This is a genomic window from Flavobacterium fluvii, assembly GCF_900129545.1.
In the GTDB taxonomy this organism is placed as follows: Bacteria; Bacteroidota; Bacteroidia; order Flavobacteriales; family Flavobacteriaceae; genus Flavobacterium; species Flavobacterium fluvii.
Map to the genome: position 1 here is coordinate 847,212 of NZ_FQWB01000001.1, position 24,873 is coordinate 872,084.

The window sequence follows — 24,873 nt, forward strand, 5'->3', positions numbered from 1 at the left end:
AAAAAAAGTTGGGACTTTGAATAATTTTAAAACTTATTTTATTTTCCTTTTGTACTAGCTTCGAGATTTCTTTCAATCGTGTGTCCTGGGCGAGTCCATTTTGGTTTTTCTCCAAGAGCAGGAAACTTGGAATCTACAGCTTCAATCGATTCCCGTTGATTTACTTTAGCAAAGGGTTGTTGGTTCTTTAATCCCAAGGTTTCGAACATTTTCATGTCTTCGTTGAGGTCGTTGTTGGGAGTTGTAAGCAATTTATCTCCTGAAAAAATAGAATTGGCTCCAGCCAAGAAACACATAGCTTGACCTTCACGACTCATGTTTATTCTTCCGGCCGAAAGGCGTACTTGGGTTTCAGGCATAACAATTCGGGTTGTGGCTACCATTCGAATCATTTCCCAGATTTCAACTGGTTTTTCTTCTTCAAGTGGCGTTCCTTCAACGGGAACCAGGGCATTTATTGGCACGGATTCTGGTTGTGGGTTCAAGGTCGAAAGAGCTACCAGCATTCCTGCTCGGTCTTCGATGCTTTCTCCCATTCCTATAATTCCACCGCTACAAACGGTGATGTTGGTTTTGCGTACATTGGCTATGGTTTCCAAACGGTCTTCAAAGCCACGTGTCGAAATTACTTCTTTATAATATTCTTCGGAGGTGTCAATATTGTGGTTGTAGGCGTATAAACCGGCTTCTGCCAATCGTTGTGCTTGATTTTCGGTAATCATTCCAAGTGTACAACACACTTCCATATCCATTTTGTTGATGGTACGAACCATTTCAAGAACTTGGTCAAATTCGGTACCATCTTTCACGTTTCTCCAAGCTGCTCCCATACAAACGCGTGAGGAACCACTCTCTTTTGCTTTCGTGGCTTGTTCTTTGACTTCGCTAACGGTCATCAAATCATTGGTCTTGATTGATGTGTGGTAGCGTTTTGCCTGAGGACAATAGCCGCAATCTTCTGAACATCCTCCTGTTTTAAGAGATATTAAAGTAGATATCTGAACTACATTTGGATCGTGATGTTGCCTGTGAACAGTGGCTGCTTCATAAAGCAACTCCATCAAAGGTTTGTTGTAAATGGCGATTATTTCTTCTTTTGTCCAGTCGTGTTTTGTAATGCTCATCGATGTGATTTTTTGGTGCGTCAAAAGTAGTCAAATTGTTCCAATCGACAAAGATGTGCTGTTGAAAAACAGCTTCAAAGCTAAATTTCAAGAATTCGGAATTAATCTGCCGTAAATTGCCTGTTCCAATACAACATGGCAAACAAAGTGACAATTACTGAAGAGGCAACTCCCTCAAAAAACAAACTGAAGGAATAGGTTTCGACAGAAGGGTTTCCGCCAAACAAGAAAGTTTCCGATAAAGATTGTACATAGTTGTCTCCGCCCTGCATATAGCTGTAACCAATTAATCCGAAAACACTTAGAACTACACCCACAAGCGAGGTCTTCATTGCCGAAACTGCATTGGAAACAAAAGTCTTTTTCCCTTCGGCAATATTCATTTGAATTGTTTTGTTCACGCCATAATAAACGAATACAATATTCAAAAGACGCAAGTAAAACACATCTGCAAATCCCAAAGCATTCATTAATAAAAAATAAACGCCAATTCCAATGAAGATTGTGGCTCCATTGAAAACTTCTTTTGATATTTTCATGTGATTGGTTTTTAAAAGGTTAAAAACAATACTTTATTGATAAAGAACACAATGCATATCAAATATACGTAAAAAATGATGATTTTTTTACGAAATAGTCTAAATTTTAACTAATTATTGCTGTTTGTTTATGTAGTCTACTGCTGTTTGCTTGTCTTTTTTCAATTGCTCTTTTAGTAAATCGACAGAGCCGAATTTTTGTTCAGGGCGAAGACGTTCGAGAATGGAAACCGCTATTTTTTGGTTGTAAATATCTTGGTCAAAATCAAAATAGTGAACCTCGATGGATAGGTTTTCTCCTGCTACCGTGGGATTGTAGCCAATATTCATCATTCCGTACACTGTTTTTTGGTCGATTATGCTTTTGACCACATAAACACCGTTTCGTGGAATGAGTTTGTAGTTTTCTTCAATTTTAAAGTTTGCAGTGGGGAATCCGATGGTTCTACCCAATTGTTTTCCTTTGGCAATTGTGCCTGTCAAGAAATAGTCGTAGCCCAAATAGTCATTGGCCAAAGCCATGTTTCCTTTCGTCAGGGCGTTTCTGACTTTGGTGGAACTTATGGAAACAGCATCTATTTCTTGTGCGGATATTTGTTCCACTTCAAAATCATGTTGTTTTCCAAAAGCAATCAAGTCATTGATGTCGGCAGTTCGATTTCTTCCAAACCGATGATCGTGGCCAATAATTATTTTGTTGATATGGAATCGATCCACGAGAACAGTTTTGACAAACTCTTCGGCGCTTAATTTCGAAAATGTTTCGTCAAAAGGATGAATGACAAGATTTTGAATGCCGATTTTTTCCAATAAATCTATTTTTTCGTCAATCGTGTTGAGTAGTTTAACTTCTGATTGTCCGTGTAAAACCATTCGAGGATGTGGAAAAAAAGTAAGCACCAGACTTTCGTATTTTCCGTTTTCCGTATTTTGGGTAACTCTTTCCAGAATTTTTTTATGACCAATATGCACGCCGTCGAAGGTGCCTAGCGTCAGGATGGTTTTTTTGGTTGACTCGAAATCGTTGATGGAATGAAAAATCTTCAAAGTGGTGGTTTTTTATGCTGCAAATTTATGGTAATAATCACATATAAAAAAAGAGGATTGAAATAAATCAACCCTCTCCAGTTTTATTTGGCAATCTATTCTTTAATGAATCGCAAGGTTCTTTTCTGGTCTTCTTTTACAACGGTGATAAAATAAACACCATTGGTTAAAGTTGCCGTGTTTATGGTTAAATCCGTTTCTTTTGAAATGTTTTTTTGGCTGATTTTTTGCCCCAAGACATTACTGATGGAGTAACTATCCGGCAAACCAAAAGCACTTGGAATTCGAATGTTTAAAGTTCCTTTTGTTGGATTTGGGTACAGATAAATGTCGGATGAGGTTTCGAATTCGTTAGTTCCAAGGGTGCCTATGGTAAACGATTTGCTGTCGCTATAGCCAAAGTCTGACCCAGATATAACCGTGATTAATCCATCTGTAGATTTGATGTCATAATAACCATTTCCCTCATCTCCACAACAAATTCCATCTCCTTGAGAATCGGTTATCGTAAAAGTATAGCATTTGTTGCTTGCCAATGTCCAGTTTTGGGTTATTAATGTAGGTAATGGCAAATTATCTTTGTCGGTATATGGGACGCTGCTATACAAGATCAGTCCGGAACTGTCTTTTATATTCCAGGTGGTTTCGCTTCCCCATAAATCCTGTTGCAATCTAAAAGTGAAAGTGTTGAATGTGTAATTGGTTGGAATGGCCGGAGCAGTATATGTTGCCGTCGCAGTATTGTTGCTAGCTCTTTGATCGGTGCCTCCATTTGTTGTTGCCACGCTTACATTTAAAACTCCATAAGAATCAGTGTTTAAAAGTGTCACAACTGCTGATTGATTTTGTGCCAAGGAACCGTTCCATGTATTGGTTTGATTGGTACCGCCGTTTAAGGTGTAATTTAATGTCACTGAGGTTAAAGGAGTGGTTCCTCTATTGTAGATGGCGACTTGTTTGTTTGAAGGAGGCGGGGTATTGCAACCAGCATTTTCAGGGGTAACTATACATTTGCCAGCTTCAATTTTGATTTCGGCATCATTGGCGAACAAAGGGGTAACAGGAGAGGCCTTAGTTGAATTTTTTAAGGACTTTCTTCTTGCTGCATTATTCATAATGACCATTATCCTGTCTTTTTGACCTAGGGTAAAAATATTCATGCAGGCATCATCGGTATAGTCCATGTAGTTCTGTACCATTTCGTTTATGGTTGTGGAATTACAACTTAGTTTTGTGGGACAACCAAAATTTTTGTCATGATGAACGGGAGTGTCGGCACAAAAATCGTCGCCACAAGTGGAATCTCCCCAAATATGTCTTAATCCTAGCCAATGTCCTACTTCATGGGTCATTGTTCTTCCTTTGTTGTATGTTGCATCTAGTGAAAAATTGTTGTTGACATCATAAGTTTTACTGCCAAATACGCTATAGCCCGAAACGACACCATCGGTGTTTGCATTTCCTCCATTAGCGTCAAGGCCGGGTAAACCGGAAGCATCAGGGTATTGAGCATAGCCTAAATCACTGCTGTTGGAAAAAGCTACACTCCACATATTTAAATACTGATTGGGATCCCAAAAAGTGGCTGGTTTCACGGTTGATTCTATTTCTTCCAATGACCATGTGGATTGGCAAAAATTTATTCTGTCAATTCCGTTTGTCGGGTTTCCGTTGGGGTCTTGCAGTGCCAATACAAATTCAATTTCGACATCTGCGCCTACAGGATTTGTATTATACCCGGGGGAATTTAGCATTTTTCTGAAATCTTCGTTTAGCACCGTGATTTGTGATTGTACTTGAGCGTCGGAAATGTTTTGTGCTGTTCCAACTGCTTGACCACTATGTATCACGTGAACCACAACAGGAATTGTTATTATTGTTGCGGCCGTTTTAGAAGTGGTTCGCATAGTTCGGTATTGTTTGACCAATGGGTTTAGCCAAGCTTCAAATTGGGCGTCCGTCATTCTCTTGGAACTTTTTTCTTGGAGAAATTGCTCGTATTCGGTTGTGGCGCAACGAATGTTCCCAGTCTTTGGATTTATGCTTTCTGGTGAAACGGTTTTGCCAAATAGGGTTTTGGGTGTTGATTTTTGGACTTGACCATAGGTGTTGCCAAGTGCAAACAAGCAAAGAACTACAATAATTTTATGGAGGAAGTTGGACGTTACTGCTTTCATTTTATGAAAAATATTTTGTCAAAGTTAATGAATTTACCAAATGACAGCTATAAATGGGAAAAATTTAGAAAATGACTTGTTGCAACAGTCTGAAATAGAAATGCTTTCTTATTTTCCATTGAAAGCACTCATCGTGTTTTCCAAGCCGGCGGTTCCAAAGGATTTTATGATTTCCGAAGCCAATTCCAATCGTTCGGGCAAGGCCGCTTTTTCGGTATCGTCCCATTCGCCTAGAACATAATCCACTTGTTTTCCTTTTTTGAATTCGTCGCTGATGCCAAAACGGAAACGCGCATAATCAGTCGTGTTTATGGTGGCGTGGATGCTTTTTAGCCCGTTGTGTCCGCCATCGCTGCCTTTTTTTCTGATTCGGATGGTTCCGAAAGAAAGATTCAAATCATCGGTGATGACCAAGATGTTTTCAAGTGGAATATTTTCTTTGTCCATCCAATATTGTACGGCTTTGCCGCTTAAGTTCATATAGGTGTTGGGTTTCAAGAGCAGGAAAGTTCGTCCTTTGAATTTGTACTCGGCCAATGTGCCCAGTTTCACGGTTTCAAAATTGATTCCTTCTTTTTTGGCCAAGAAATCGACCACTTTAAAACCAATGTTGTGTCTCGTGTTGACATATTCGGCACCGATGTTGCCTAATCCAACTATTAAAAATTTATTACTCACTTTTTATATTGTTTTTTTGGGGTTCGTGAACCTTCGGTTTCATATATGCTCTGTTGTTTTCTGTTTTTGTTTTTAAAAACAGGCTGTTGAACCATTTGATCATTATGCAAAAGTAGTGTAATTACTTAATTTGAAAAGGAGATATTTTGAAAAACAATGTTTGTCTTTAGCCCTGATGTCCAATTGTTTTCACAATTACCTCTTGTGGCGGTGTTCGCCATAAGAGATACAGCGGACAGCAGGAACAATATTTCTCTAAAATGCCAAATGCTGGTGCTCCTTAAAACAAAAAAAGCACCAGTTTTACAACTGATGCTTTCTTGAATGATTGAAAAAAGATTATTTTTTCTTTCCTTTTGCAGGTGCTTTTGCTGCTTTTGCTGCTTCTTGAGCTGCTTTCATCGCTGCACGAGAAATTCTTACTTGAGCTACAACTGTGTTGTCTGGGTGCAATAATTTGTAGTTGTCAGAAACAAGTTTCGTAACATACAATTTGTTACCCATTTCAAGTGGAGAAATGTCGGCGTCGATAAAATCAGGAAGATTTTTTGGCAACGCTTTTACTTTTAATCTACGAGTGTTCAAACGTAGAACACCACCTAATAATACTCCAGGAGATACTCCAACAACTTTTACTGGAACTTCCATGGTGATTTCTTTGTCATCAAATAATTGAAAGAAGTCAATGTGTAAAATCTTGTCAGATACAGGGTGAACCTGGATGTCTTGTAGAATGGCATTGAATGATTTTCCTTCCAATTCAATCACAACTGTGTGTGCGTTTGGAGTGTAAACCAAGTTTTTGAATGCTCTTTCGTCTGCTGAAAAATGCACTGGTTGATTTCCTCCGTATAACACGCAAGGAACCGCTCCAGCATTACGTAAGGCTTTAGTAGCAACTTTGCCCACGCTTTCTCTTTCTGATCCTTTAATTGTAATCGATTTCATTGTAAAAAAATATAGTTAATAATAAATTACTGTTTAATAATGGTAGTTTCTACCATATAATCTTGGTGTCTTTTCGCCCTTGTGGCAAAAATTACATCAAAAATGTTCCACTAATGGAATTGTTGTGGTGTACCATGTGCATTACTTCTGCAAAAAGAGGTGCACAACTCACCACTCTTATTTTTCTTGATTCTTTCTTCAACGGAATAGAATCGGTCACTATCAATTCGCTTAATTTCGAATTTTCTATTTTTTCGTAAGCATCTCCAGATAAAATGGCGTGTGTACAAATCGCTCTTACGCTCAATGCGCCTTTTTCTATCATTAGATCTGCGGCTTTCGCCAATGTTCCTCCGGTGTCGATCATGTCGTCAACCAAAATCACGTTTCTTCCTTTTACTTCACCAATCAACTCCATCGTGTCGATAATGTTGGCTTCTTTTCGTTGTTTGTAGCAAATTACCACATCCGACTCCAAGAATTTGGAATAAGCATAAGCTCTTTTTGAACCACCCATATCAGGTGATGCAATGGTCAAGTTTTCCAACCCCAAGCTTTCCACGTAAGGCAAAAAGATAGTCGATGCGAATAAGTGATCCACTGGTTTTTCGAAGAATCCTTGAATTTGGTCTGCATGCAAATCCATAGTCATGATTCTTGTTGCGCCAGCCGTTTCCAGCAATTTAGCGACTAATTTGGCTCCAATTGGAACTCTTGCTTTGTCTTTTCTGTCTTGTCTTGCCCAACCGAAGTAAGGGATAACTGCCGTGATGTGTCTTGCCGATGCGCGTTTGGCAGCGTCAATCATCAACAACAATTCCATTAAATTGTCGGCATTTGGAAAAGTGGAACAAACAATAAATACGCGTAATCCTCTTATAGATTCCTCGAAAGACGGTTGGAATTCTCCATCGCTATAATTGGAGGTTGTAATCTTTCCTAAGGGGATTCCATAATCCTTGGCAATCTTCTCTGCGAGATAGACACTTTTTGAACACGCAAAAATTTTAGCTTCTGGCTCTAAGTGGGACATTTAATTTGTTGTTTTTATTCCGCTGCGCTCCATACAATTCGGCTAGAAATTTTGTTTTAGCCAAACGATGTATTTGCCTCGGGTGTAGTTAGTTGCTGTTTTTCGTTTTACCGAGGTGCAAATTTAGGAATAAAATCGAACTCTGAAAGGAAAAATTTCAGTATTTTTATTAGAATGTTTAAAAATATTTTTTACATTTGCACCGTGTTAAACAAAAAGGGTTTGTTTTTATGACAATCTACTTTTAATGCGTGAAATAACTGTTGTTATTTCTGTCTGCTGAAGCCCGGATGGCGGAATTGGTAGACGCGCTGGTCTCAAACACCTGTGGGAAACCGTGCCGGTTCGACTCCGGCTCCGGGTACTTAAAAAGTCTGTAATCACTTGTTTTTCAAGTATTACAGGCTTTTTTATTTTAAAATTGCCCGACATTTGCCCGACAATTTGAGAAACACTAAAAAAAACATACATTTGTAATGGTTTACGATGCCAATTTTAAACCAACGTTTGAACGACGTAAAAAGGGAGCCTGAACAGCTCCCTTTTTTTTGCATTAATATTTTAGAATACAAGTTATTACTCTGCAGCAACATTTATTACACTATTTGAAATAAACAACTCTTTGGCTTTTAAAATAAAATCACTTATCCCAATATTTTTATATCGTACTTCACAGGCTAGGCTTCCATATATATCACGCAATGTGTCTTTTTTTCTTTCATTTAGGATGTTATATGCACCCATATTCATGTCTAAAAGAATAAAATCCACTTCGTATGGTAAATAGAGTTCATTTTCATTATCTGCCAGGCTACGTGAGAAAATTAAAAATTCTTCTTTTTTCTGTTCACTTTCGAAGTAGCTTTTAAGATCAGCATCCGAAAAAGACTTGTTATTTAAGACCGAATCCATTGCTTTATAGTAAATATCAGTATTAATCTGAAAATCGGATTTGAAATCTGAACACATTTTGTTTGCTTTTTTTACAACCCGGATCGAATTTAATATTTCAATAGAATGACAAAGCAATTCTTTTTCGTCATCATAAGAAATACCACTTGAATCCAAAACTATAAACGAATTATATTCTCTTTTTTCTAAATATCCTTTCGGATTAACATCTACTTGTTCTTTTTGAAGTACCATAAATTTTAATTTTAATTGTTATTTAATGATTTGATTTTTCAATATTAAGTATTACTATAATTATTTTGATGTAAATATAAGTATTAATATAATACATGCATATTTTTACTATAATTATTTGAAAAAAAATTAAGTGTTACTATAATTCGTTAACTTTGTATAAATTTAAATAATGAAGCCATGAACATTTTAAGACTAAAAGAATTAATGAATGAAAAAGGCATAACCGGAAAAGAATTGGCCGATAAAGTTGAGGTAACTCCGGCCAGTATTTCAAACATTGTCCAGGGAAATAGTTTTCCAAAACCTGATTTATTAATTAAAATTGCAGGGGTTTTGGATGTTGACGTTAGAGATTTATTTCAATCTACTAAACCAAATGAAACTGAAACTATTTTTGTGTTTCGTGAAGGTTCTTATACTCCAATCGGGAAATTGAATAAATAATTTAAGCATTAAAATAACCCTCAAATGTATTTCAAAGATTCCGAGGTCGATTTGATGCGGTCTATATTCAGGCGCTTGGACTTAAAAACCATCGAGAGTTTGCAATTGTATGTCAAAGACAATGATCGTCGCACGGGCTGTACACAGGTCGTTTACAACAAATGGAAAAAGCCTGTTTGCCTCTTCCAGAATTTTGAGTCGTTGTCGCCATATCGAATGAAGCTGCTTATGCGATTGGCCGAACAAATACCTTACCCGATTCACATAACCGAACCTTGCGAAGGCATTATGACAATTGGATGGAAGGTATAAATCACTAATTTCTGACCTGATCCGTAAAATGTACTTATCAGGTGCGACCATAAACTCACACAATTTTTAGTGTAGTGTCTAATTTTTCAATGATTACACTTTCATTCCTTGAAAAATACCTCAACTTAATAAGATTGAATAGATCCAAACTCATAATGATTTTGTTGTCCAATGTTTTGAAACGTCCGACATATTCTTTTTTCAACAAATGTTTTAGATCATCACTAAAAGCAATAATTTCATTTGTCATTTCATTGTGGTAGATTTTACCAAATTCATGGAAACAGTACTTTTCAATCAATAATATTTCCAGTTCTAATAATTCTGCATCTGTCATATACCTGAATTAAGAAGTTTTTCTTTTAATTCTTTAAGCCTTTCGATTTTTTGTTCTGGAGAAAGAGTTTGCGCTTTCTGCTCATTGTCTTTTTCGTAGAAGCCGATGTGTTTGTTTATCTTCTCGATAGTCCAATCTTTGCCGTGAAGCTTTATCTCAATTCCAAAACGGGTTTCTTTGATTGACTCGATGCACATCAACTGCTCCGGGGTGAGTTTGTTGAAATCCTTTAATGATAATTTGCCTTTTTTAAACTCTACATATTCATCAATACGAGAATTCCTAAGTACGTTAAGGTGTCGAAGCATTTCCTCAGCTGTAATATTGAATTTTTTTTCAGCAATTGCAGCTAATTTAATTCGCAGCTCTTTTATCCTTGTGGCTACCTTGTGGCTAGAACTTAACTTTGAAGACATTTCGTGAATTGTTTCTGGCTTCATTCTTGAAGCATTATAAGCCTCTCGATATGCAGCGGATTTGTCTCCCAATCGAATAAACGCTTGGCAAAAGGCTTCTTGTTTGAGTGTTAGGGTATCTTTCATAATTTTACCTGCTTTTAGGAAAAAAAGGGGTTTTTACGCCCCCTTATTTGAATACTATTATTGTTTCTGAAACATTGCTTTTCTACTGACAATCCATTTAATCATATCTGGTTTGATTTCTAGCTTTTCACCGTTTCGCGTTAAAAAATATGTTTCAACATAACTCATTTTACTAGCCATTTGATTCATTGCAATTCCAGTGTTCGTAATATACTTTTCAACTACTTCAAATGCTGCAATGAATTTCGTTAAATCCTCATAAATAGTATGTTCTTCATCGGTTTCAAGATAAATTCTACATTGAGATTCTAACACATTTTCTTTGTCCTCTGGTGTAATTATAAAGCCTTTTTCATTGAAGGAAATATGTTTTAGAGACAATTGCTTTTCCCGGCTATAAGTATTTGGACGGAATTTTTTTAACTCATTAACATAAGTTATAAATTGATTCAAAAGTGTTTCAGATCCTGCTACGATATTGTCTTTGATAATTGACTTTGAAACCCCCATTTTTTTTATGTCAGATTCAATACTTGCTTTAAATCTTTTGGAAATTTCTGCCGTTCCTGAATAAACTATTTCACTATAAATTTGAGAAGTAAAAGCCCCTATTTCTAGTGATTCATAAATAGTTTTAAGATTCTCAAGCAAGGGTTTGAAATGCTTGAAATCTGAGCATATATCGTTCAATAATGAATCGTTTTGGCTTAATAAAATTCTATCTTTTTTCATGGTTTTTGCTTTAATTAAAAACGTTACTAATAAAATCATCAATATCCCCCTGAGTTATATCAATGTCATCTTGATCCTGATTGTTTTCAGCATCTCTCAACTCAGATAGAGTTTGCTGTTTTTGAGCTATTTCAGCTTCTAAATTTTCAATTTGTTCTTTTCTGTTCATGATTTCTGTTTTTATAATTATTAATTTATGGATTCCAATTTGTATTTTTCATTTTCCAGATTTCGTGAGGGATGTCAACTTTCGGGAGATTAACCGTTACATTGGTTTTGTTTTTCTCTATAGCTTTCCTGGTGAGCCTCATTTCTTCAACGAGTTCTTTGTTATTATTCTCATTGGCTTGAAATTCATCAATTCTCTTTTTTTGAACTCCAAAACTTGTCAAAACGGAAGCTCTCATATAAGCTTGGTAATCTGCCATGGATTTATGCACGATATCGCCTTGGTTCAAGTGTGTAAGCGTTGGAATGTTTGGTGTCAATCTTGGATTCAAACCTCTTGAACTGGTAATAACCTCACTTACTCCACCATCACCAACCCAGGCTATTTCCGCTTTTCCACCTTTACGACCCATTTTATATTTTGGGATTGGTGTGGCGATTGCGGTGGCGGTGGCTACTGCTCCAGCAAGTCCAGCCATAATCATTAACGGTATTGCCGGAGCCGCTTTCATAATTGCAAGGGCGGTTTGGATACCAATCATTGCAACGGTAACGGCTTTATCAAATATGGCTTGTTTGTGTTGCTCTTTACGTTTCTTTTTCTCCAGTTCTTCGTTCTTTTTAGCACGCTCTTTTTCGAGTAGGTCTTTTTGACGGGCATCGTTTCCGGCCAACTCGATTTGCTTGTCGTAGTATTCGTTGTTTTTAGCAATTTTATCGTCAATTTTTTGGATTTCAGCCTCGGAAAAACTATTACTTACTTGCGATAAAATATCTAAAGATTGCATCGAGATATCGGCAATATCATTTATTGCTTTTTCATTTTCAGTATACCAAATAGCCAGTCTTTCAGCACCGGTTTTTCCTTTTTTGATCTCGTTTTCTTTGAATTTATCTCCTTCGGACTGGATCAATTTAACCGATAGTTCAGAAAGTTCTTTTCGTTTTGCGAGAATAAAATCACTTTCTTTTTGGGTAATAACACCATCGGCTTTTGCTTTAGCTTCGTAAGCATCTAATTCAGCGTTTACAACAGAAATTTGAAGTTTGGCAATTGCAATTAAACCTTCTTTTTTGATGTTGAATAAATTGCGCTCATGGTCCTGGGCTGCTTTTTCTTTGGCTTTGTCATTTTCATAACCCAAAGCCAATTCTTCCTGAAAGCGTTTTTCTTCAGCTGCGATCTCTTCATTGTTGGCAATTTCAATTACCGATATTCCACGCTTGATATTGTCCTCATAAGATTTTGCATCAAACTCATTAATCTTGTCGATTACTTCAGCTGTGTTTTTCTCAATATCTTCAATCTTGAAAGCGGCTTCCTCGGTAATTTTTACTTTATCGGCTTCGTAATTTTTGCGTAATTGTATTAATCCCGCACTGGTTTTATTACCTTCTTTTAGTTCTTTGTCAAAAGTTTCTGCAGCTAATTTTAATTGATTTTCTTTCGATTTAGTAATCAATTCAATTTGTGCGTTTTCACTGATTTCGAGCGACATCAAACGAGCCTCGTCTGTAGCTTCTGAATTAGCTACTACTTCATTATTTACTGAAATAATTCTTTCAAGTCGTTGTTTTTCGAGTTCGAAAGTGGTGTCCTTTACTCCTTGGAGTTTTTTCTCTGTTCCGGTTCCAGTTCCTGACCCTGTTGATGATGAAGGTGCCGTTTCTTGCTCTTTTCTGGAAAGCCTTATTTTTGCTGCTGCTGCTTGAACTTTTTTATTTTGATCTTCAATTAGTTTGTCAAAATATCCCCCTGCCTTTACGCCGGCACTTGCTTCGCTTCTTTGTTTTTTAAGTTTTTTCATTAAATCCATTTCTGCGTTGAACTCCCAAGCATAACCGTCTCTTAATATTTTTCTAACTTCTTCTTGTGTTTTTTTAACGTTTTCTTTTTTGGATAACGCCAATTGCAAATCTTTTCTAAATTCAGATTCTCCAAGTTGAATTCCTTCTTTTTTTGCATCCATAAGGTTTTCAGAATGTCCTTTTATTGCTTTTGAAATTGCATTATTCATATCTGTAAACCAATTTATTACCCCTGTAGTAAGACCTCCTACAACACTACCTAATTTAGAATCGGACATTGTTCTTATCAAATTGGTCCAGGAGTTTGTAAACTTGTTTGTAGATTTTGTTAGCGTATCAATTCCCTCGGCTTTATCGGCTCCAGTCATTATTACCAACTGCCTAGCGGTTTCCGGCAATACATCTGAAGCTAAAATTTTACCTGCTTTGATCATTTCAAACAATCCTTTTTCTGTCAAGTTTTTAATCTCTGGATGCAATTTTTGGACGGCTTTAAGCATTGCTTGAACCGATCCCGGCAATGCTTCTGCTAATTGACCTCTCAATTCCTCGCTTGCGACAGTTCCTTTTGAAAGCATTTGATTTAAAGCCATAAAAGAACGTTCTAATGTTTCATTCGATAATCCAAGTGCGCTCCCTGATTTTGAAATATTTTCGAATAAATCTTGAATTTCTCCAGCTGCCAATTTATCTTTTGCAGCTACATAAAAAGCTGTATATTGTTTGGTTAGATTTTTTATTTCTAAACCATATTTATCCGCGATTGCAGTCAAAAATGTTTGCTGTTCTTGAAAGTTTTGTTGAGTTTCGGTAACTGATTTTAATGCCAAATCTAAAGATTGAAGCTCTTTTGTTGTGTTGAAAATATCTTTTGATATTGAAACAAAAGCCGTAATTCCTCCAACAATTCCAAAAGCAGACATTATATTTCCAATTCCAGAAAATGCACTTTTGTAGTTGCCTACATTTTTGCTGAAGTCTCCAACGGCTTTATCTGCTTTTTTGATTTTGGCATCATAACCATCGAATGCTCTTTGTGCTTTTTGAATTTCTAAAGTAGATGCTTTTTCTGAAGCAATTAGATCGCGAAGTTTGTTTTTAGCATCTGTCCTGGCTTTATTCAGTTTTTCGTATGCTCCAACTAATCCTAATCTTTCAAGGGTTTCCTGTTTGATTTTCTTGTTGGTTTCGGCCAATAAAACACGTTCTTTTGTTAATTCCCGGTTTGTTCCCTCGGTTGCCAGTTCAGTTTTCTTTTTGGTAGCAATCAAAGCATTTTCTAACTGGATTTGCTCTTTCCATATATCTAATGATTTTTTGTTTTGTTCATTCAATTTTTTGCTGTTTTCTGCAAATTCTTTTTGGTTGGTGGATCCTCTCAAAAGTTTATTAGCTTCGTTCATTTCCAAAATTGAGATTGCGAACTCCTTATTTTTGCCAATGGCCAGTTCCATCGTCTTTTTGTAATCTTCGCCCCAGTTTAGAGCGTCATCAGTTATGATGTCTTTTCGGGTTATCGTTCCTTCTGCCATGGTTATTTTTTATTGGTTAATATTAAAATTTGATTTGTGTTTTTCGATAATTTGAGCTGAATCAAACACGTATGCTTTTTTTACCCCAAACATTGCATTAACTGCATTGACAGCGGATTGTTTAAGATCAGCATCTGTTCTTGATGAATTGTTACTCCTTACGTTTTCTTTGTTTACATAATTATCTTCTAAAATCTTTATGAAATTGGCCGGTTTGAAAATCCAATCAAAGCTGGCTGCCCAGTTTTCTTTATTGTCACCTTGTAGAAAATTTGAATCCCGAACCTTTTCAATTACAATTTGTATTGATTCTTTACCGTGTTGTTTTTGAAGTGATAAAATTCTATTTTCTCTTACTTTAGTCATTTTTTTTACTTCAGGTAAAACACCCCGATTTGCATTAAAAAAAGAAAGAAGTTTATCAAAATCAATCTTGGGATGGTTGGGTTGATTTGGAAAATCAACAACTCCTTTAGGAGTATATTCTTCTTTCTTAAATTCATTTTCATTAACAGTTACCGTATCTGTTACCGTATCTGTTACCGTATCTTTATCCTTAACAGTTAAATTTGTTTGAACATTTTTAACACTTGTTAAATTTGTTAAATCCTGATTGTTTAATTTCAGTAACCGTCTGGCTTCCACGCTCGCTTTTCCTGCTTTACTTCGCCCTTCGATTGTTTGCTCCCATTTTTTAAGATCTCTTTTTAAAGTGTTCTCGATGTCAATAAATGAAAGCTTTGTTATTTTGTCTGGAGCCTCTGGATTTAAATCATTCACATACCTAAAAAAGTGTTTTATAAGCCTTCCGGCTTCGTCATCTTCTAGGATTTCAAATTTTTCAATCCAATCTGTATAAACCATAACAACTTTTTTATTATCTGCCATTGCTTTAGTCTTTAGTGAATTCATTAAGCCATTGAAAAAATTGCGAGAAGTTTTCAACAATCAAAAACAAGCCTTCAGCGGATTCAATTTGTTTTATACTTCCGACACTTCCTTTATCTTGATTTTTACTCACAATAGGGCTAGATTTAATCAGTATTTTAATATTTTGACCTTTTATAGTTGTTGATATATTATAAAATTTGTTTTTATGATTGGTTTTTATAAACTGGACACTTCCAATGGTTCGTTTATTCCCTAAAACATCAGTTGAGGTTTTGCGTTTATCTATAAAAAATCCTTTGGAATTGATTTTTTCGACCTGGAACCCATTGAAGCCAATGTAATCCACAACACACTTTATGAGTTTGTTACTGGTTGAATCAGTATAAGTTGGTTTTGGATAATAGGGATTATTTGGGTAGCGTTCTTTGAGTTTCTCAAGTGCCAGCCGCTCCAGAATCTTCACGCTTTCAGGTTTGATGTAGCGCAATTTTATAGTTTTGCCTTGTTTCAAACTATTGAAACAAGGACCATGATTGTTTCCTTCGCTACTCATGGTCCTATTTTTTTAGAGGAATCAAACTTTTCTCTATATCGGAACGCAAGAAATAAACTCGGGAACCGATACCCAAAGGATTAAGTTTTCCGGATTTGCACCAATTATGAACGGTGCTCAAATCTACATTGAACATTTCAGACACCTGTTGACGGGTTAAGTATTCAGCAGGTTGTACAGGTTTGAAGTGTTTTAAAAAGTCGTCCAAAACTACTTTTACATCAGCTGTAATTTCATTTTTTAAATCTTGTGGCGAAGTTGCCACGAATTGAACTGTTGCACCCATAATAATTTGTTTAATTGTTATAGTGCAAATGAATTGAAACAAAATACCCACCTACTGCCCATTGGGTAGTTGGTGGGTATGAAATTTAACAGTTTTGGCTTGAATTAAGTTTAATCTTCGCGTTTTATCCAATTCATTAATGAGGTTTCTAAAGTATTGATTACTGGAGTTGGTTCTTTGGTTCTTTTTCTAACCTGCTTTAGTTTGTCGCTTTTGTCAAAATCGTCAACATTAAAAAACTGTTTCATTCTCTCAAAAACTTCTTTTTCGTTCTTGACTTTACCAATAAAACCACTTTCAATTAATGCTTTTGTAAACTCTGCAAATTCTAATGTTGAACCTTGCCATTGCAATGTATTTTCATTCTGTTGAGGTTCGTTTGTTGAGGTTGTTGGATCTGATTCTAATTCCTGTTTTCTGTTTTCTAAAAATTGAATTATTTTAAGTGTTGAAATTCCTGTTTTTTCCCAGTCCAATTCTTGATTATCGGTTAATCCACCTTCCAATAATTCCGTCATTACTATGCGGTCTTTTTTTTCATTTTCAGTTAAGTGTGAGTTATCATAGAAATTATATTCAAAGGCTCGCATTGTATGGCTGTAGTACCATAATTGTTCGTCAATAAAAGTTAGCTCACAGTTATCTTCATATTCCGCTATATGTTCTTCCAATTTTTTTTGGTAGTTTTCTATATAGTCTTTTGAGGTGCCCCATGTAAATTTTATCTTTATGCTCATTTTGACCTTGATTTTGTGTTAATTATGATTTTGTTTAATCCAAAAGGAGTTATTTTTTCTTTCTCAAGTGATCCGGTTTTTTTGCCCGTTGGCCGCTTTCAATTAAATTCTTGAACCGTTCCACTCCTTGTTGCTTTGTTTCTTTTGGTTTAGGCTTGACAGCGACACGTTTTGCAGCATCACTTCCAAGCTCTTCACCAGGGCTTTTGAGTAATTCATAACCCTTTTCAAAATGTTCCCGCAAACATTTGTATTTTTCGCTTATTTCTAACAAACGATTATATTCTTCAATTGGAATCGTGATTGATTTCATTTTGGATTTTTTTAAACATTGAAAAATTTATGTTTTTCAGTTAGTTGCTGGTTCCGTTTTTTATAACTGTAAACTGTGGTTTTGGTTCTTGCTCGGCTTCTTTCTGTTTGGCCTCCCTTTGTTTTTGTATATCTCCGTAAAACTTCATAAACAAATCGGCGTTTTCGTCTGTGTCCTCCGGTGCATTTATGTAAACCCTAAATATCGATTCTTTTGAATGCCCGCTAATGCCCATCAATACGGGTGTAGGTATCTTTTTGTAATAGTTAGTACAGAATGAACGGCGAAAACTGTGTGTAGTGATAAGTTTGTGTTTTTCGTATAAATCGAACTTTTTACGTCCGGTTTCGGAGTCAAAGATTTTGCCCTCTGTCATTGCGTTTATTTTAGCAGTTTCGCAAACTTTTTTGATATGGTCGTTTAGTTTTTGGGTTGTTATTTTATAAGGAAAACTGTTTTCGAGTATGTCGATAACGTGCGGAGCTATTATTCCAATGGTAACGGCTTTCTTGGTTTTCTGCTGGACTAAATCGAGATACATATTCTCACCTTTGTATCTTATATTGTCCGGCGTTATGTCGAGTAAATCCCCGCCACGCTGTCCAATTTCACAACCTATCAATAACCATTTACGGGCGTTTTGGTGAGCCTCGCTTTTTATGTCAGCTTTTATGATTTCGTCCAGTTCGGCAAAAGACAAAGTTTGTATGTATCTGTCGTCGTCGCTTTCCGATGCTATTGTTATTTGTTTTGCATAGGAATTAACCTGAACACCTTTGTTTTCGGCTTCAATACAAACGGTTTTTATATTGGCAATGTGTTTTGAGGACGTGTTTACGGCGTATTTTTTGGTTTTAAGTAGCCAATACTCAAACTTATCAATTAACGCTTGATTAATGTCTGTAAAGTGAATTTGCTTTTTGGTTTTGGTTTGGTATTCTTTTATAATGTTTTTTGTGGCTATGTAGCTGTTTTTTCTACTTAACGAAAGGCCGTGTTTATAACCACCTTTAACTTTTACTTTGCGAGTGTCTGCCGTGTCGATTATGTTTTGAATGTAGTTTGTAATTAACCCATCATCGGTTTTTTCTACACGATTGAAACATTCGTTAATTTTTGATTCCAGCCAAAAAGCATCTATTACAATACTTTCCCCCATAGCATTATTAATACTATCAAAAAGGAATGGATCTAACTTTTTGAGATTGTTAGATAGTTTTTTGTTTTCCGGGTTATTTTGTTTTGGTAGTCCAGTTGACTCGCTCCAGTCTTTCGGGTTTATAGTGAAGCCAGTATTTAATTCTAAATCTTGTTTGCCTCGTCCTAAAGTAACACGGACTTTAATCGGCACGTTTTTGTTTGCATTACTACGCAATCGGAATTTAATTGATGCCATATTTGTGAAATTGAACGTTTGAACAATTCAAAGATATTCAATTTGTAGGACGTTTCAAAACTTTGCCCGACATTTGCCCGACATTTTCACAGTCTTATTAAATTTTATTCAATTTCATTCTATAATGTGGAGTATTTTCAATTTTTACAAAGCATTGTAATTGTTGATGTTGTAGGTTGTTTTTGTGCAATTTTCGTGAAGTTTTTAAAATCGTCAAATTGAGTGGTTTCAATTCCGGCTCCGGGTACAAAAGCCTCTTCGAAAGAAGAGGCTTTTTTGGTTTTATACGTTTCTGCTTTTGTGTTTTATATAAAAATTCAAAATTATACAAAGTAAGCTAATCGAATAATAGATTGGTTTGTAATGATATAAGTCTAATAAATTGGGGTCAATTATTTGAACGAAAATTGCTGACTTTTGAATGATTGATAAAATTACTTCAATCAATTTCTTTCCCCTTTTTAGTTTACAGAGTTCATTTAATTGAAGTGTAGTCTTGCAAGTAATTTTGTTTTTTAGTGGCTTTAGAGCATATGAGATAGATTTAATTGCATCCATAAAATTAAAATGATTAATTGTTTATGATGCAAACTTCAGTTAGGGAAAAATTAGGGATTCCCTAATAATTACCATAAGTAATATTATTTGAGAATAACCCCAAAGTTTGTAAGTTGTGCTTTAACCTTGTCAACGGTTGATGTTGATTTGTATGGATTGTTTTTTTGTGCGTTACTTTTGTTTAACATTGGGTTTAAGATGGGTTGTAGTGTTCCGACTTTTTCACCCGTTATTGCACTCAATACAGTTGCTAAATTATTAACACTGCTCATAAAACATGGTTCTTTCTGAAGCATATCAATTATGCCTAATTCTTTCAAATAGATTATTTTTTGAACAGCACTCGTTTGAGATAAATCTACGGATTCAGATTCTTGGTCTTGAGATTGGTCTGTTTCAACATTAAAGTTATTAAATATTTCTTCAAGAAATTCAATGTCGTAACTGCAAATTTTGCCATGAATAACAAGACTTAATCCTGATAAATCTACTAAAATTTGTCTTCATCAAATTCATCAATCTCAATTTGAGTTTTTTGTTTTTCTCCTTCCCAATCAGGTTGGATGTTGTCCCAAACGCTGTATTGATCATCATATCTCCCGTTTTCTAAATCTTTTTTGTATTGATGTAATCGATTTATCTCAAAGAATGATTGTAAACCCACATATTCTTTTAGGTGGTCTAATGCTAATTCACATTGTAGTAAAAATTCATCTTTTGTGATAAAATCCTCTCGTTCTGCAACTTTTTGTTTTCGAATTAATATTTGTTGAAATAATTTCATTTGCAAATCGAACATAGGTTCTGCGGGTTCACTTGTTACAGGTTTTTTTGTTTCGAAATATGTTTCTATGATTAGATTTAAATAGTTTTGTCTGTTCATTATTCTGTTGCAGTATTAAGAATTATATTCATTTTGCCTGTACTCATTTATAAGTTTTCTTATTTTATAAATGTATATAATGTTTCTGCTTTTGATTTGTTTACTTCACTTGCAAAGTCATTCCCAGCGCATTGATAATTTGTACAAAATTGGATATTTGCAAATCGGTCTTTCCTTGTTCAATTTTGGCAATATAGGCGCGTTCTTTTCCTATTTGGTCAGCGAGTTGCTGTTGGGTAAGGTGTTTTTCTTTGCGTTTTTCTTTTATTAATTCGCCATAGTAAAAAGCCAAGGCGTTTTTTGAAAACTCTTCTCTTTCAGGAGTTCCTTGTTTTCCGTATTGTTCGTCTAAATAGTCGTTGACTGTGGGCAACTCCCTTTTTATTCTTTCTAAATCTAATTTTGGTCTAGCCATTGTATTAAAATTTTAGTTGCTATTTTTATTTGTTTATCGTAGTCCTTGGTCGATTTTTTCATAAATCCGTTGAGTAACAAAATGTTTTTACTTTGGTTTATGTTATCGTGGTCTATTGCAAAAACAATAATTCGATATTCATTTTTTACTTGTATTCGTACCTCGTAAAAATCGGTATTGATTAATTTCTTTGCTACTTTGGTATTTATTACGGGTTGCGTTGTTAAAATATCGGACAAATAAGAAATTTTTTCTTTTGTTGAAGGGTCTAAACTTTCTAAAAACGCTGTAAATTCAGGTGTAATAAATAATATTCTCATATTAATTCTTTTGCAAATGTAATTAATTCGTTACTAAATAACAATTATTATTGGTGTAACGCTTGATTTAGTTTCGGTTGTGTTTCTGTCCTAATCTAAAAACACGATTACAATTTTTGAATTATTGATAGAGTCAGACAATTCAAATATAATTAATTAAAGAATATGTTTACTTTTCATCATACCTTCTTTATCACATAAGTCACAATTCCCCAAATGATTAACTGGTTTTCTTCGGTGACTTTTATGGGAGGATAATTGGGGTTTTCGGGCATCAGGTACAAACAGTCTTTTTCGAGCTGGATGCGTTTTACGGTGAATTCGCCGTCGATGAAGCAAATGGCGATTTTGTTGTTTTGGGGTTCCAGACTTCGGTCAACGACCAAAACATCTTTGTCGTTGATGCCGGCGTCAATCATCGAGTTACCCTTGACTTTTATGTAGAAAGTGGCCAAAGGATTTTCACTCAATTCCTTGTTTAGATCAATGCCGGTCTCCATAAAATCGGCCGCAGGCGAGGGAAATCCAGCCGAAACACCTTCTTTTATGAAAGGAATTCGCAGTTCGCTTTCAAAATCAGGGGTAAAAAACGTCAGCTTTTGGTCTTTGATTATTGACATCGTATTTCGAGAATATCGTTGAAGTTAGTCGTGTATTTGGGCGAAAGATGATTCTGGTTCATATTCCAAGTCAGGCTCAAGTTTTGGGAGGCCAATTTTACTTTTTTGTCGCCGATTTTGGTGTTCAATTTGTCCATTGCTTGCATCAAGGCCAAATGTTTTGGGTTTTCCTCGTCGAACAATTGCAGTTGTTTTTTGTTTTCGTCAATCAATCCGGTTACGATTACGCCTGCTTTCTTGAATTTTAAATGCTCGTTTCCTTTGTGCAATTTTTTCAATATGTCAATCGCAGTGTTTGAAATGGTCAAAGTCGAATTGGTCGCAAAAGGCAACGTAACCGCCATATTAAAATAATATTTCGAAGTTTGAACGCTGTGTTTGTCAATGACCAACATCACGATTATCGTTTGGCAACAGGATTTTTGATTTCGTAATTTCTCGGCACAAACCGAGGCAAAAGTCGCCACGCGCTCGCGCAACAAATCGAAATCGGCAATTTGTTTGGGAAAACTTCGGGTAATGGTAATGCTTTTCTTTTGGTCGACGATGGGTTCCAAGTCCAAAACCGATTTTCCTTCGAGTTCGTATTTCAAGCGCATTCCAACAATGCCCATTTCTCTCCTGATCCAGGCTTCGTGTTGTGGCTGGATAAAGTCCAGGGCGGTTTTGATGTTTTTCAACTTCATTTTTTTGTTCATTCGATAGCCGATGCCCCAAACGTCTTCAATCTTGGTCCATTTCAGGGCTTTGGTGCGTTTTTCCTCGGAGTCGATAACGTAAACGCCTTTTGTTCTGTCCTGAAATTTCTTGGCTATTTTGTTGGCGACTTTCGATAAAGCTTTGGTTTCGGCAAAGCCAATGCAAACGGGGATTCCGACCCATTTCTGGACACGGGTTTTCATTTGGAGGCCGTAATAGTGGTAATCGGGAATAGTCAAACCATCAAAATTCAGGAAGGCCTCGTCAATGCTGTAGATTTCCAAATTTGGCGTGAATTGGTTTAAAATCTTCATTACCCGATTGCTCAAATCGCCATAGAGCGGATAATTGGAAGAAAACAATTGGATATTTTTTTCTTTGACCAATTCCTTGATTTGAAATGCCGGAGCGCCCATTGGAACGCCAGCAGCCTTTGCTTCGTTGCTTCTGGAAATCACGCAACCGTCGTTGTTGGATAATATCGCAACGGGTTTGCCCACGAATTGGGGCTGGAAAACCCTTTCGCAGGAAGCATAAAAATTGTTGCAATCGACTAAAGCATACATTCTGTAAAATTACGGAATAGCCGCTTATTGAAGTGTGGAAGAAAAGTTAATTTTGGGGATTGTTGATAAAAAAATGGAACGCGTCTCTCGTCTGCGCTCGAGATGACAGACACGGATTGCCTAGGCAAAACGTGGATAAACACGGATTTTTCAAATAATATAAAAATTAAAATCCGTTTTTATCAGTGTAGTATCCGTGTCATCTGCGTCTCAATCAGTTTAATCACATCCGTTGATGTCGCAACTATTCTCGGTCGAGGTGTTGACCAGAGTCACTTTCGAATTAAATTGTCCTTCCTGCCATACTTTTTCCAAAGTTTGCAAAAAAGCCGTTGTGGGTTGTGCGCCGGAAATAGCATATTTGTTGTCGAAAACAAAAAACGGAACGCCTTGAACGCCTATGGCATTGGCTTGTTGAATGTCTTGTTTCACTTCTTTGCTGTAAGTGTCAGAATGCAAAACTTCTGCAATAGCTTCGGTATCGAGTCCAACTTCAGTTCCTAGTTCACTTAAAGTGTCCAAATTGTTTAAATCTTTGCCGTCCGTTAAATAGGCTTTGAAGAGTAATTCTTCCAATTCGTTGGCAAGATTATGTTTTTTGGCCAGATGCAGCAATCGGTGGGCATTGTGGGAATTGGCCAAAACGGCTTTTTCGAAATGAAAATCCAGTCCCGCTGTTTTGGCGTTTTGGGTCATGTTGTCCACCATAGTTTGTGCCCAATCCGTGTCTTTTCTATATTTTTCGGCCAAGTGTTCGATGACGTTATCTTCCGGCGAAGGAATGAAACCGGCATCCAACTGGAAACTTTTCCATTCGATGGCAACGGCTTCTTTGTGTTCGAATTGGCTTAAAGCTTCTTCGATTCTTCTTTTTCCTATATAACAAAACGGACACATGATATCCGACCAAATCTGTATGTTCAATTTATTTTCCATATTGCAATTCCTTTATTGGCTAAGCCAATTGATTTTGTGTTGCAAAAATAATCCATTCTGGTTTTGGCTGTTTTTAATTTAAGTTTTTATTGGGAATCGTTCGAGTTGAATTTTGGGTTTTGAAAACTCGAATCTGCGTACATTTTAATTTTTCGAGTGATTTTTTATTGGTCAAAACCCCAGAAAAAGAAATAATGCAAAGTTGGGTTTTAGTTAAAGAACAGCCAAATTCTAGTTTTTATTAAAATAATTTTATTTTTTAAACAATTGATTTTTAGTTTGTTAATATGTTGTAAATGACTAATTGTTTAAAAACATAAAACCCTGATTCAAATCTTTGGCACGCTACTTGGATATACCCAACCAAACAAATTAGAAAAGCGAACGCCGAAAAGCTCACGAGTAGGCAAAACCCAAATTATAGATATCATGAAAAAAATTACCCTTTTAGTAGCTAGTATTTTCCTTATGGGAGGTATTGTAGCCAATGCAGCAGATAGAAACGGTAGAAGATCTCCTGTTGATTTTAGAAATGCCGATCCAATTGTATTTATGGAAAGAGGCGTTGAGTTCTACATATTCGCTGACGGACAACTTGATTTTAATACGCACCCTTCAAACGGTGACGTGCATTATAAATCAAATAGAAGAAATGTTGAAAAACGATCTTATGGAACACGCGAAAATTATGGCGTAAAAGTAGATCGTGACTATGCGGGCAGAGTAAGACGTGTTGGGAATGTAATGATAAATTACGATGCAAATAACAGAGTTAAACGAGTAGGTTCTGTTTATATGGCTTACAATCGTTATGCACTTACACAAGTAGGTGGTTTACAAATTATTTATAACCATCGTGGCCAAATAGTTGATTTTGTTGGAGCCGTAAATGGAACTAGAGTGTATCAGTACGGACAAAATGATTACGACAACAATAATCATGGTTATGATAACGGCCAAAATTCAAATGTTCCAGATGACGTTTATTACAGAACTAACGGTACAAAAACCAAAGTAACAGGGAGTTTGGCTGTAAGAATAAATATTTAGATTAGTTAAAAAGTTAGTTAAATAGTAGTTAGTTGAAATTCCCGTTGGTATTTGTATCAGCGGGATTTTTGTTTTGCCG

The 24,873-nt window shown here is 35.9% G+C and carries 28 protein-coding genes, 1 tRNA gene and 1 pseudogene; 4 read left to right on the top strand and 26 right to left on the bottom strand.

The window, feature by feature from the left end:
* Window positions 1-38 precede the first annotated feature (38 nt).
* The 7 genes and pseudogenes from bioB to BUC16_RS03525 all read right to left on the bottom strand — a co-directional run bounded on the left by bioB (window position 39) and on the right by BUC16_RS03525 (window position 7,546).
* Window positions 39-1,124 (bottom strand): biotin synthase BioB, encoded by a 1,086-nt coding sequence (gene bioB / locus BUC16_RS03495; RefSeq protein ID WP_073367963.1) that lies wholly within the window; start codon window positions 1,122-1,124, stop codon window positions 39-41.
* Between the two features lie 101 nt (window positions 1,125-1,225).
* On the bottom strand, window positions 1,226-1,663 hold the full coding sequence (locus tag BUC16_RS03500) for a hypothetical protein (RefSeq protein ID WP_073367964.1): 438 nt from the start codon (window positions 1,661-1,663) through the stop codon (window positions 1,226-1,228).
* Window positions 1,664-1,777: 114 nt separating this feature from the next.
* Window positions 1,778-2,710 carry a bifunctional riboflavin kinase/FAD synthetase gene (locus BUC16_RS03505; RefSeq protein WP_073367966.1) on the bottom strand — a complete coding sequence of 311 codons (933 nt, stop codon included), beginning with the start codon at window positions 2,708-2,710 and terminating at the stop codon, window positions 1,778-1,780.
* A gap of 95 nt (window positions 2,711-2,805) precedes the next feature.
* Window positions 2,806-4,887: a T9SS type A sorting domain-containing protein gene (locus BUC16_RS03510; protein ID WP_073367968.1), complete on the bottom strand. Its 2,082-nt coding sequence runs from the start codon at window positions 4,885-4,887 to the stop codon at window positions 2,806-2,808.
* A gap of 108 nt (window positions 4,888-4,995) precedes the next feature.
* Window positions 4,996-5,668, bottom strand: a pseudogene (gene pth / locus BUC16_RS03515) (aminoacyl-tRNA hydrolase).
* A 236-nt stretch (window positions 5,669-5,904) separates the two neighbouring features.
* Window positions 5,905-6,513 (bottom strand): 50S ribosomal protein L25/general stress protein Ctc, encoded by a 609-nt coding sequence (locus BUC16_RS03520; protein ID WP_073367971.1) that lies wholly within the window; start codon window positions 6,511-6,513, stop codon window positions 5,905-5,907.
* Window positions 6,514-6,604: 91 nt separating this feature from the next.
* On the bottom strand, window positions 6,605-7,546 hold the full coding sequence (locus tag BUC16_RS03525) for a ribose-phosphate pyrophosphokinase (RefSeq protein WP_073367972.1): 942 nt from the start codon (window positions 7,544-7,546) through the stop codon (window positions 6,605-6,607).
* 284 nt (window positions 7,547-7,830) lie between these two features.
* Between BUC16_RS03525 and BUC16_RS03530 the strand changes: the two genes are divergently transcribed.
* Window positions 7,831-7,910: transfer RNA gene (locus BUC16_RS03530), tRNA-Leu, on the top strand.
* A 212-nt stretch (window positions 7,911-8,122) separates the two neighbouring features.
* Here the strand turns inward: BUC16_RS03530 and BUC16_RS03535 are convergent.
* Complete coding sequence (locus BUC16_RS03535) at window positions 8,123-8,692, bottom strand: hypothetical protein (RefSeq protein WP_073367974.1); 570 nt, start codon at window positions 8,690-8,692, stop codon at window positions 8,123-8,125.
* A 180-nt stretch (window positions 8,693-8,872) separates the two neighbouring features.
* Between BUC16_RS03535 and BUC16_RS03540 the strand changes: the two genes are divergently transcribed.
* Complete coding sequence (locus BUC16_RS03540) at window positions 8,873-9,139, top strand: helix-turn-helix domain-containing protein (protein ID WP_244534331.1); 267 nt, start codon at window positions 8,873-8,875, stop codon at window positions 9,137-9,139.
* A 24-nt stretch (window positions 9,140-9,163) separates the two neighbouring features.
* A complete protein-coding gene (locus BUC16_RS17560; protein WP_141226065.1) occupies window positions 9,164-9,451 on the top strand; it encodes a hypothetical protein in 288 nt (95 codons plus the stop codon).
* A gap of 55 nt (window positions 9,452-9,506) precedes the next feature.
* Here the strand turns inward: BUC16_RS17560 and BUC16_RS03545 are convergent, their stop codons facing one another.
* The 18 genes from BUC16_RS03545 to BUC16_RS03625 form a co-directional block, all read right to left on the bottom strand.
* Window positions 9,507-9,788, bottom strand: a complete 282-nt coding sequence (locus tag BUC16_RS03545) for a hypothetical protein (protein WP_073367976.1) — start codon at window positions 9,786-9,788, stop codon at window positions 9,507-9,509.
* Window positions 9,785-10,330: a terminase small subunit gene (locus BUC16_RS03550; protein WP_073367977.1), complete on the bottom strand. Its 546-nt coding sequence runs from the start codon at window positions 10,328-10,330 to the stop codon at window positions 9,785-9,787. Before BUC16_RS03550 ends, BUC16_RS03545 begins: the two co-directional genes overlap by 4 nt.
* A 57-nt stretch (window positions 10,331-10,387) precedes the next feature.
* Window positions 10,388-11,062, bottom strand: a complete 675-nt coding sequence (locus BUC16_RS03555) for a hypothetical protein (RefSeq protein ID WP_141226066.1) — start codon at window positions 11,060-11,062, stop codon at window positions 10,388-10,390.
* A gap of 10 nt (window positions 11,063-11,072) precedes the next feature.
* Window positions 11,073-11,231, bottom strand: coding sequence for a hypothetical protein (locus BUC16_RS17710; protein WP_170860846.1), 159 nt, complete (start codon window positions 11,229-11,231; stop codon window positions 11,073-11,075).
* A gap of 25 nt (window positions 11,232-11,256) precedes the next feature.
* The gene (locus BUC16_RS03560) at window positions 11,257-14,571 is read right to left on the bottom strand and encodes a tape measure protein (RefSeq protein WP_073367980.1); all 3,315 of its coding nucleotides are present in this window, start codon (window positions 14,569-14,571) and stop codon (window positions 11,257-11,259) included.
* A gap of 9 nt (window positions 14,572-14,580) precedes the next feature.
* Window positions 14,581-15,459 (bottom strand): DUF6291 domain-containing protein, encoded by an 879-nt coding sequence (locus BUC16_RS03565; RefSeq protein WP_141226067.1) that lies wholly within the window; start codon window positions 15,457-15,459, stop codon window positions 14,581-14,583.
* A gap of 4 nt (window positions 15,460-15,463) precedes the next feature.
* Window positions 15,464-16,015: a hypothetical protein gene (locus BUC16_RS03570; protein ID WP_073367984.1), complete on the bottom strand. Its 552-nt coding sequence runs from the start codon at window positions 16,013-16,015 to the stop codon at window positions 15,464-15,466.
* Window positions 16,016-16,019: 4 nt separating this feature from the next.
* A complete protein-coding gene (locus BUC16_RS03575) occupies window positions 16,020-16,301 on the bottom strand; it encodes a helix-turn-helix domain-containing protein (RefSeq protein WP_073367985.1) in 282 nt (93 codons plus the stop codon).
* Window positions 16,302-16,411: 110 nt separating this feature from the next.
* On the bottom strand, window positions 16,412-17,038 hold the full coding sequence (locus tag BUC16_RS03580) for an RteC domain-containing protein (protein ID WP_073367987.1): 627 nt from the start codon (window positions 17,036-17,038) through the stop codon (window positions 16,412-16,414).
* A gap of 49 nt (window positions 17,039-17,087) precedes the next feature.
* Window positions 17,088-17,351: a hypothetical protein gene (locus BUC16_RS03585; RefSeq protein WP_073367988.1), complete on the bottom strand. Its 264-nt coding sequence runs from the start codon at window positions 17,349-17,351 to the stop codon at window positions 17,088-17,090.
* A gap of 40 nt (window positions 17,352-17,391) precedes the next feature.
* The gene (locus BUC16_RS03590) at window positions 17,392-18,747 is read right to left on the bottom strand and encodes a phage integrase SAM-like domain-containing protein (RefSeq protein ID WP_073367990.1); all 1,356 of its coding nucleotides are present in this window, start codon (window positions 18,745-18,747) and stop codon (window positions 17,392-17,394) included.
* A 641-nt stretch (window positions 18,748-19,388) separates the two neighbouring features.
* A complete protein-coding gene (locus BUC16_RS03595; protein ID WP_141226068.1) occupies window positions 19,389-19,625 on the bottom strand; it encodes a hypothetical protein in 237 nt (78 codons plus the stop codon).
* 170 nt (window positions 19,626-19,795) lie between these two features.
* On the bottom strand, window positions 19,796-20,188 hold the full coding sequence (locus tag BUC16_RS03600; protein ID WP_073367993.1) for a hypothetical protein: 393 nt from the start codon (window positions 20,186-20,188) through the stop codon (window positions 19,796-19,798).
* Window positions 20,189-20,288: 100 nt separating this feature from the next.
* Entirely contained in the window at window positions 20,289-20,603 is a 315-nt protein-coding gene (locus BUC16_RS03605; RefSeq protein WP_073367994.1) for a helix-turn-helix domain-containing protein, read from the bottom strand.
* Window positions 20,585-20,923, bottom strand: coding sequence for a type II toxin-antitoxin system RelE/ParE family toxin (locus BUC16_RS03610; RefSeq protein WP_073367996.1), 339 nt, complete (start codon window positions 20,921-20,923; stop codon window positions 20,585-20,587). Before BUC16_RS03610 ends, BUC16_RS03605 begins: the two co-directional genes overlap by 19 nt.
* A gap of 179 nt (window positions 20,924-21,102) precedes the next feature.
* Complete coding sequence (locus BUC16_RS03615) at window positions 21,103-21,543, bottom strand: LexA family protein (protein ID WP_073367997.1); 441 nt, start codon at window positions 21,541-21,543, stop codon at window positions 21,103-21,105.
* Window positions 21,534-22,808 (bottom strand): Y-family DNA polymerase, encoded by a 1,275-nt coding sequence (locus tag BUC16_RS03620; protein WP_073367998.1) that lies wholly within the window; start codon window positions 22,806-22,808, stop codon window positions 21,534-21,536. Before BUC16_RS03620 ends, BUC16_RS03615 begins: the two co-directional genes overlap by 10 nt.
* A gap of 219 nt (window positions 22,809-23,027) precedes the next feature.
* Window positions 23,028-23,744 carry a DsbA family oxidoreductase gene (locus tag BUC16_RS03625; RefSeq protein ID WP_073368000.1) on the bottom strand — a complete coding sequence of 239 codons (717 nt, stop codon included), beginning with the start codon at window positions 23,742-23,744 and terminating at the stop codon, window positions 23,028-23,030.
* A 468-nt stretch (window positions 23,745-24,212) separates the two neighbouring features.
* Here BUC16_RS03625 and BUC16_RS03630 point away from each other — a divergent pair, with 468 nt between their 5' ends.
* Window positions 24,213-24,794 (top strand): hypothetical protein, encoded by a 582-nt coding sequence (locus tag BUC16_RS03630; protein ID WP_073368002.1) that lies wholly within the window; start codon window positions 24,213-24,215, stop codon window positions 24,792-24,794.
* The last annotated feature ends 79 nt before the right edge of the window (window positions 24,795-24,873 follow it).

What these genes read in the sequence shown, in the direction of transcription:
- bioB (WP_073367963.1), bottom strand. Translation starts at nt 1,124, where the DNA reads ATGAGCATTACAAAACACGACTGGACAAAAGAAGAAATAATCGCCATT.
- BUC16_RS03500 (WP_073367964.1), bottom strand. Translation starts at nt 1,663, where the DNA reads ATGAAAATATCAAAAGAAGTTTTCAATGGAGCCACAATCTTCATTGGA.
- BUC16_RS03510 (WP_073367968.1), bottom strand. Translation starts at nt 4,887, where the DNA reads ATGAAAGCAGTAACGTCCAACTTCCTCCATAAAATTATTGTAGTTCTT.
- BUC16_RS03520 (WP_073367971.1), bottom strand. Translation starts at nt 6,513, where the DNA reads ATGAAATCGATTACAATTAAAGGATCAGAAAGAGAAAGCGTGGGCAAA.
- BUC16_RS03525 (WP_073367972.1), bottom strand. Translation starts at nt 7,546, where the DNA reads ATGTCCCACTTAGAGCCAGAAGCTAAAATTTTTGCGTGTTCAAAAAGT.
- BUC16_RS03535 (WP_073367974.1), bottom strand. Translation starts at nt 8,692, where the DNA reads ATGGTACTTCAAAAAGAACAAGTAGATGTTAATCCGAAAGGATATTTA.
- BUC16_RS03540 (WP_244534331.1), top strand. Translation starts at nt 8,873, where the DNA reads ATGAACATTTTAAGACTAAAAGAATTAATGAATGAAAAAGGCATAACC.
- BUC16_RS17560 (WP_141226065.1), top strand. Translation starts at nt 9,164, where the DNA reads ATGTATTTCAAAGATTCCGAGGTCGATTTGATGCGGTCTATATTCAGG.
- BUC16_RS03545 (WP_073367976.1), bottom strand. Translation starts at nt 9,788, where the DNA reads ATGACAGATGCAGAATTATTAGAACTGGAAATATTATTGATTGAAAAG.
- BUC16_RS03550 (WP_073367977.1), bottom strand. Translation starts at nt 10,330, where the DNA reads ATGAAAGATACCCTAACACTCAAACAAGAAGCCTTTTGCCAAGCGTTT.
- BUC16_RS03555 (WP_141226066.1), bottom strand. Translation starts at nt 11,062, where the DNA reads ATGAAAAAAGATAGAATTTTATTAAGCCAAAACGATTCATTATTGAAC.
- BUC16_RS17710 (WP_170860846.1), bottom strand. Translation starts at nt 11,231, where the DNA reads ATGAACAGAAAAGAACAAATTGAAAATTTAGAAGCTGAAATAGCTCAA.
- BUC16_RS03560 (WP_073367980.1), bottom strand. Translation starts at nt 14,571, where the DNA reads ATGGCAGAAGGAACGATAACCCGAAAAGACATCATAACTGATGACGCT.
- BUC16_RS03565 (WP_141226067.1), bottom strand. Translation starts at nt 15,459, where the DNA reads ATGGCAGATAATAAAAAAGTTGTTATGGTTTATACAGATTGGATTGAA.
- BUC16_RS03570 (WP_073367984.1), bottom strand. Translation starts at nt 16,015, where the DNA reads ATGAGTAGCGAAGGAAACAATCATGGTCCTTGTTTCAATAGTTTGAAA.
- BUC16_RS03575 (WP_073367985.1), bottom strand. Translation starts at nt 16,301, where the DNA reads ATGGGTGCAACAGTTCAATTCGTGGCAACTTCGCCACAAGATTTAAAA.
- BUC16_RS03580 (WP_073367987.1), bottom strand. Translation starts at nt 17,038, where the DNA reads ATGAGCATAAAGATAAAATTTACATGGGGCACCTCAAAAGACTATATA.
- BUC16_RS03585 (WP_073367988.1), bottom strand. Translation starts at nt 17,351, where the DNA reads ATGAAATCAATCACGATTCCAATTGAAGAATATAATCGTTTGTTAGAA.
- BUC16_RS03590 (WP_073367990.1), bottom strand. Translation starts at nt 18,747, where the DNA reads ATGGCATCAATTAAATTCCGATTGCGTAGTAATGCAAACAAAAACGTG.
- BUC16_RS03600 (WP_073367993.1), bottom strand. Translation starts at nt 20,188, where the DNA reads ATGAACAGACAAAACTATTTAAATCTAATCATAGAAACATATTTCGAA.
- BUC16_RS03605 (WP_073367994.1), bottom strand. Translation starts at nt 20,603, where the DNA reads ATGGCTAGACCAAAATTAGATTTAGAAAGAATAAAAAGGGAGTTGCCC.
- BUC16_RS03610 (WP_073367996.1), bottom strand. Translation starts at nt 20,923, where the DNA reads ATGAGAATATTATTTATTACACCTGAATTTACAGCGTTTTTAGAAAGT.
- BUC16_RS03615 (WP_073367997.1), bottom strand. Translation starts at nt 21,543, where the DNA reads ATGTCAATAATCAAAGACCAAAAGCTGACGTTTTTTACCCCTGATTTT.
- BUC16_RS03620 (WP_073367998.1), bottom strand. Translation starts at nt 22,808, where the DNA reads ATGTATGCTTTAGTCGATTGCAACAATTTTTATGCTTCCTGCGAAAGG.
- BUC16_RS03625 (WP_073368000.1), bottom strand. Translation starts at nt 23,744, where the DNA reads ATGGAAAATAAATTGAACATACAGATTTGGTCGGATATCATGTGTCCG.
- BUC16_RS03630 (WP_073368002.1), top strand. Translation starts at nt 24,213, where the DNA reads ATGGGAGGTATTGTAGCCAATGCAGCAGATAGAAACGGTAGAAGATCT.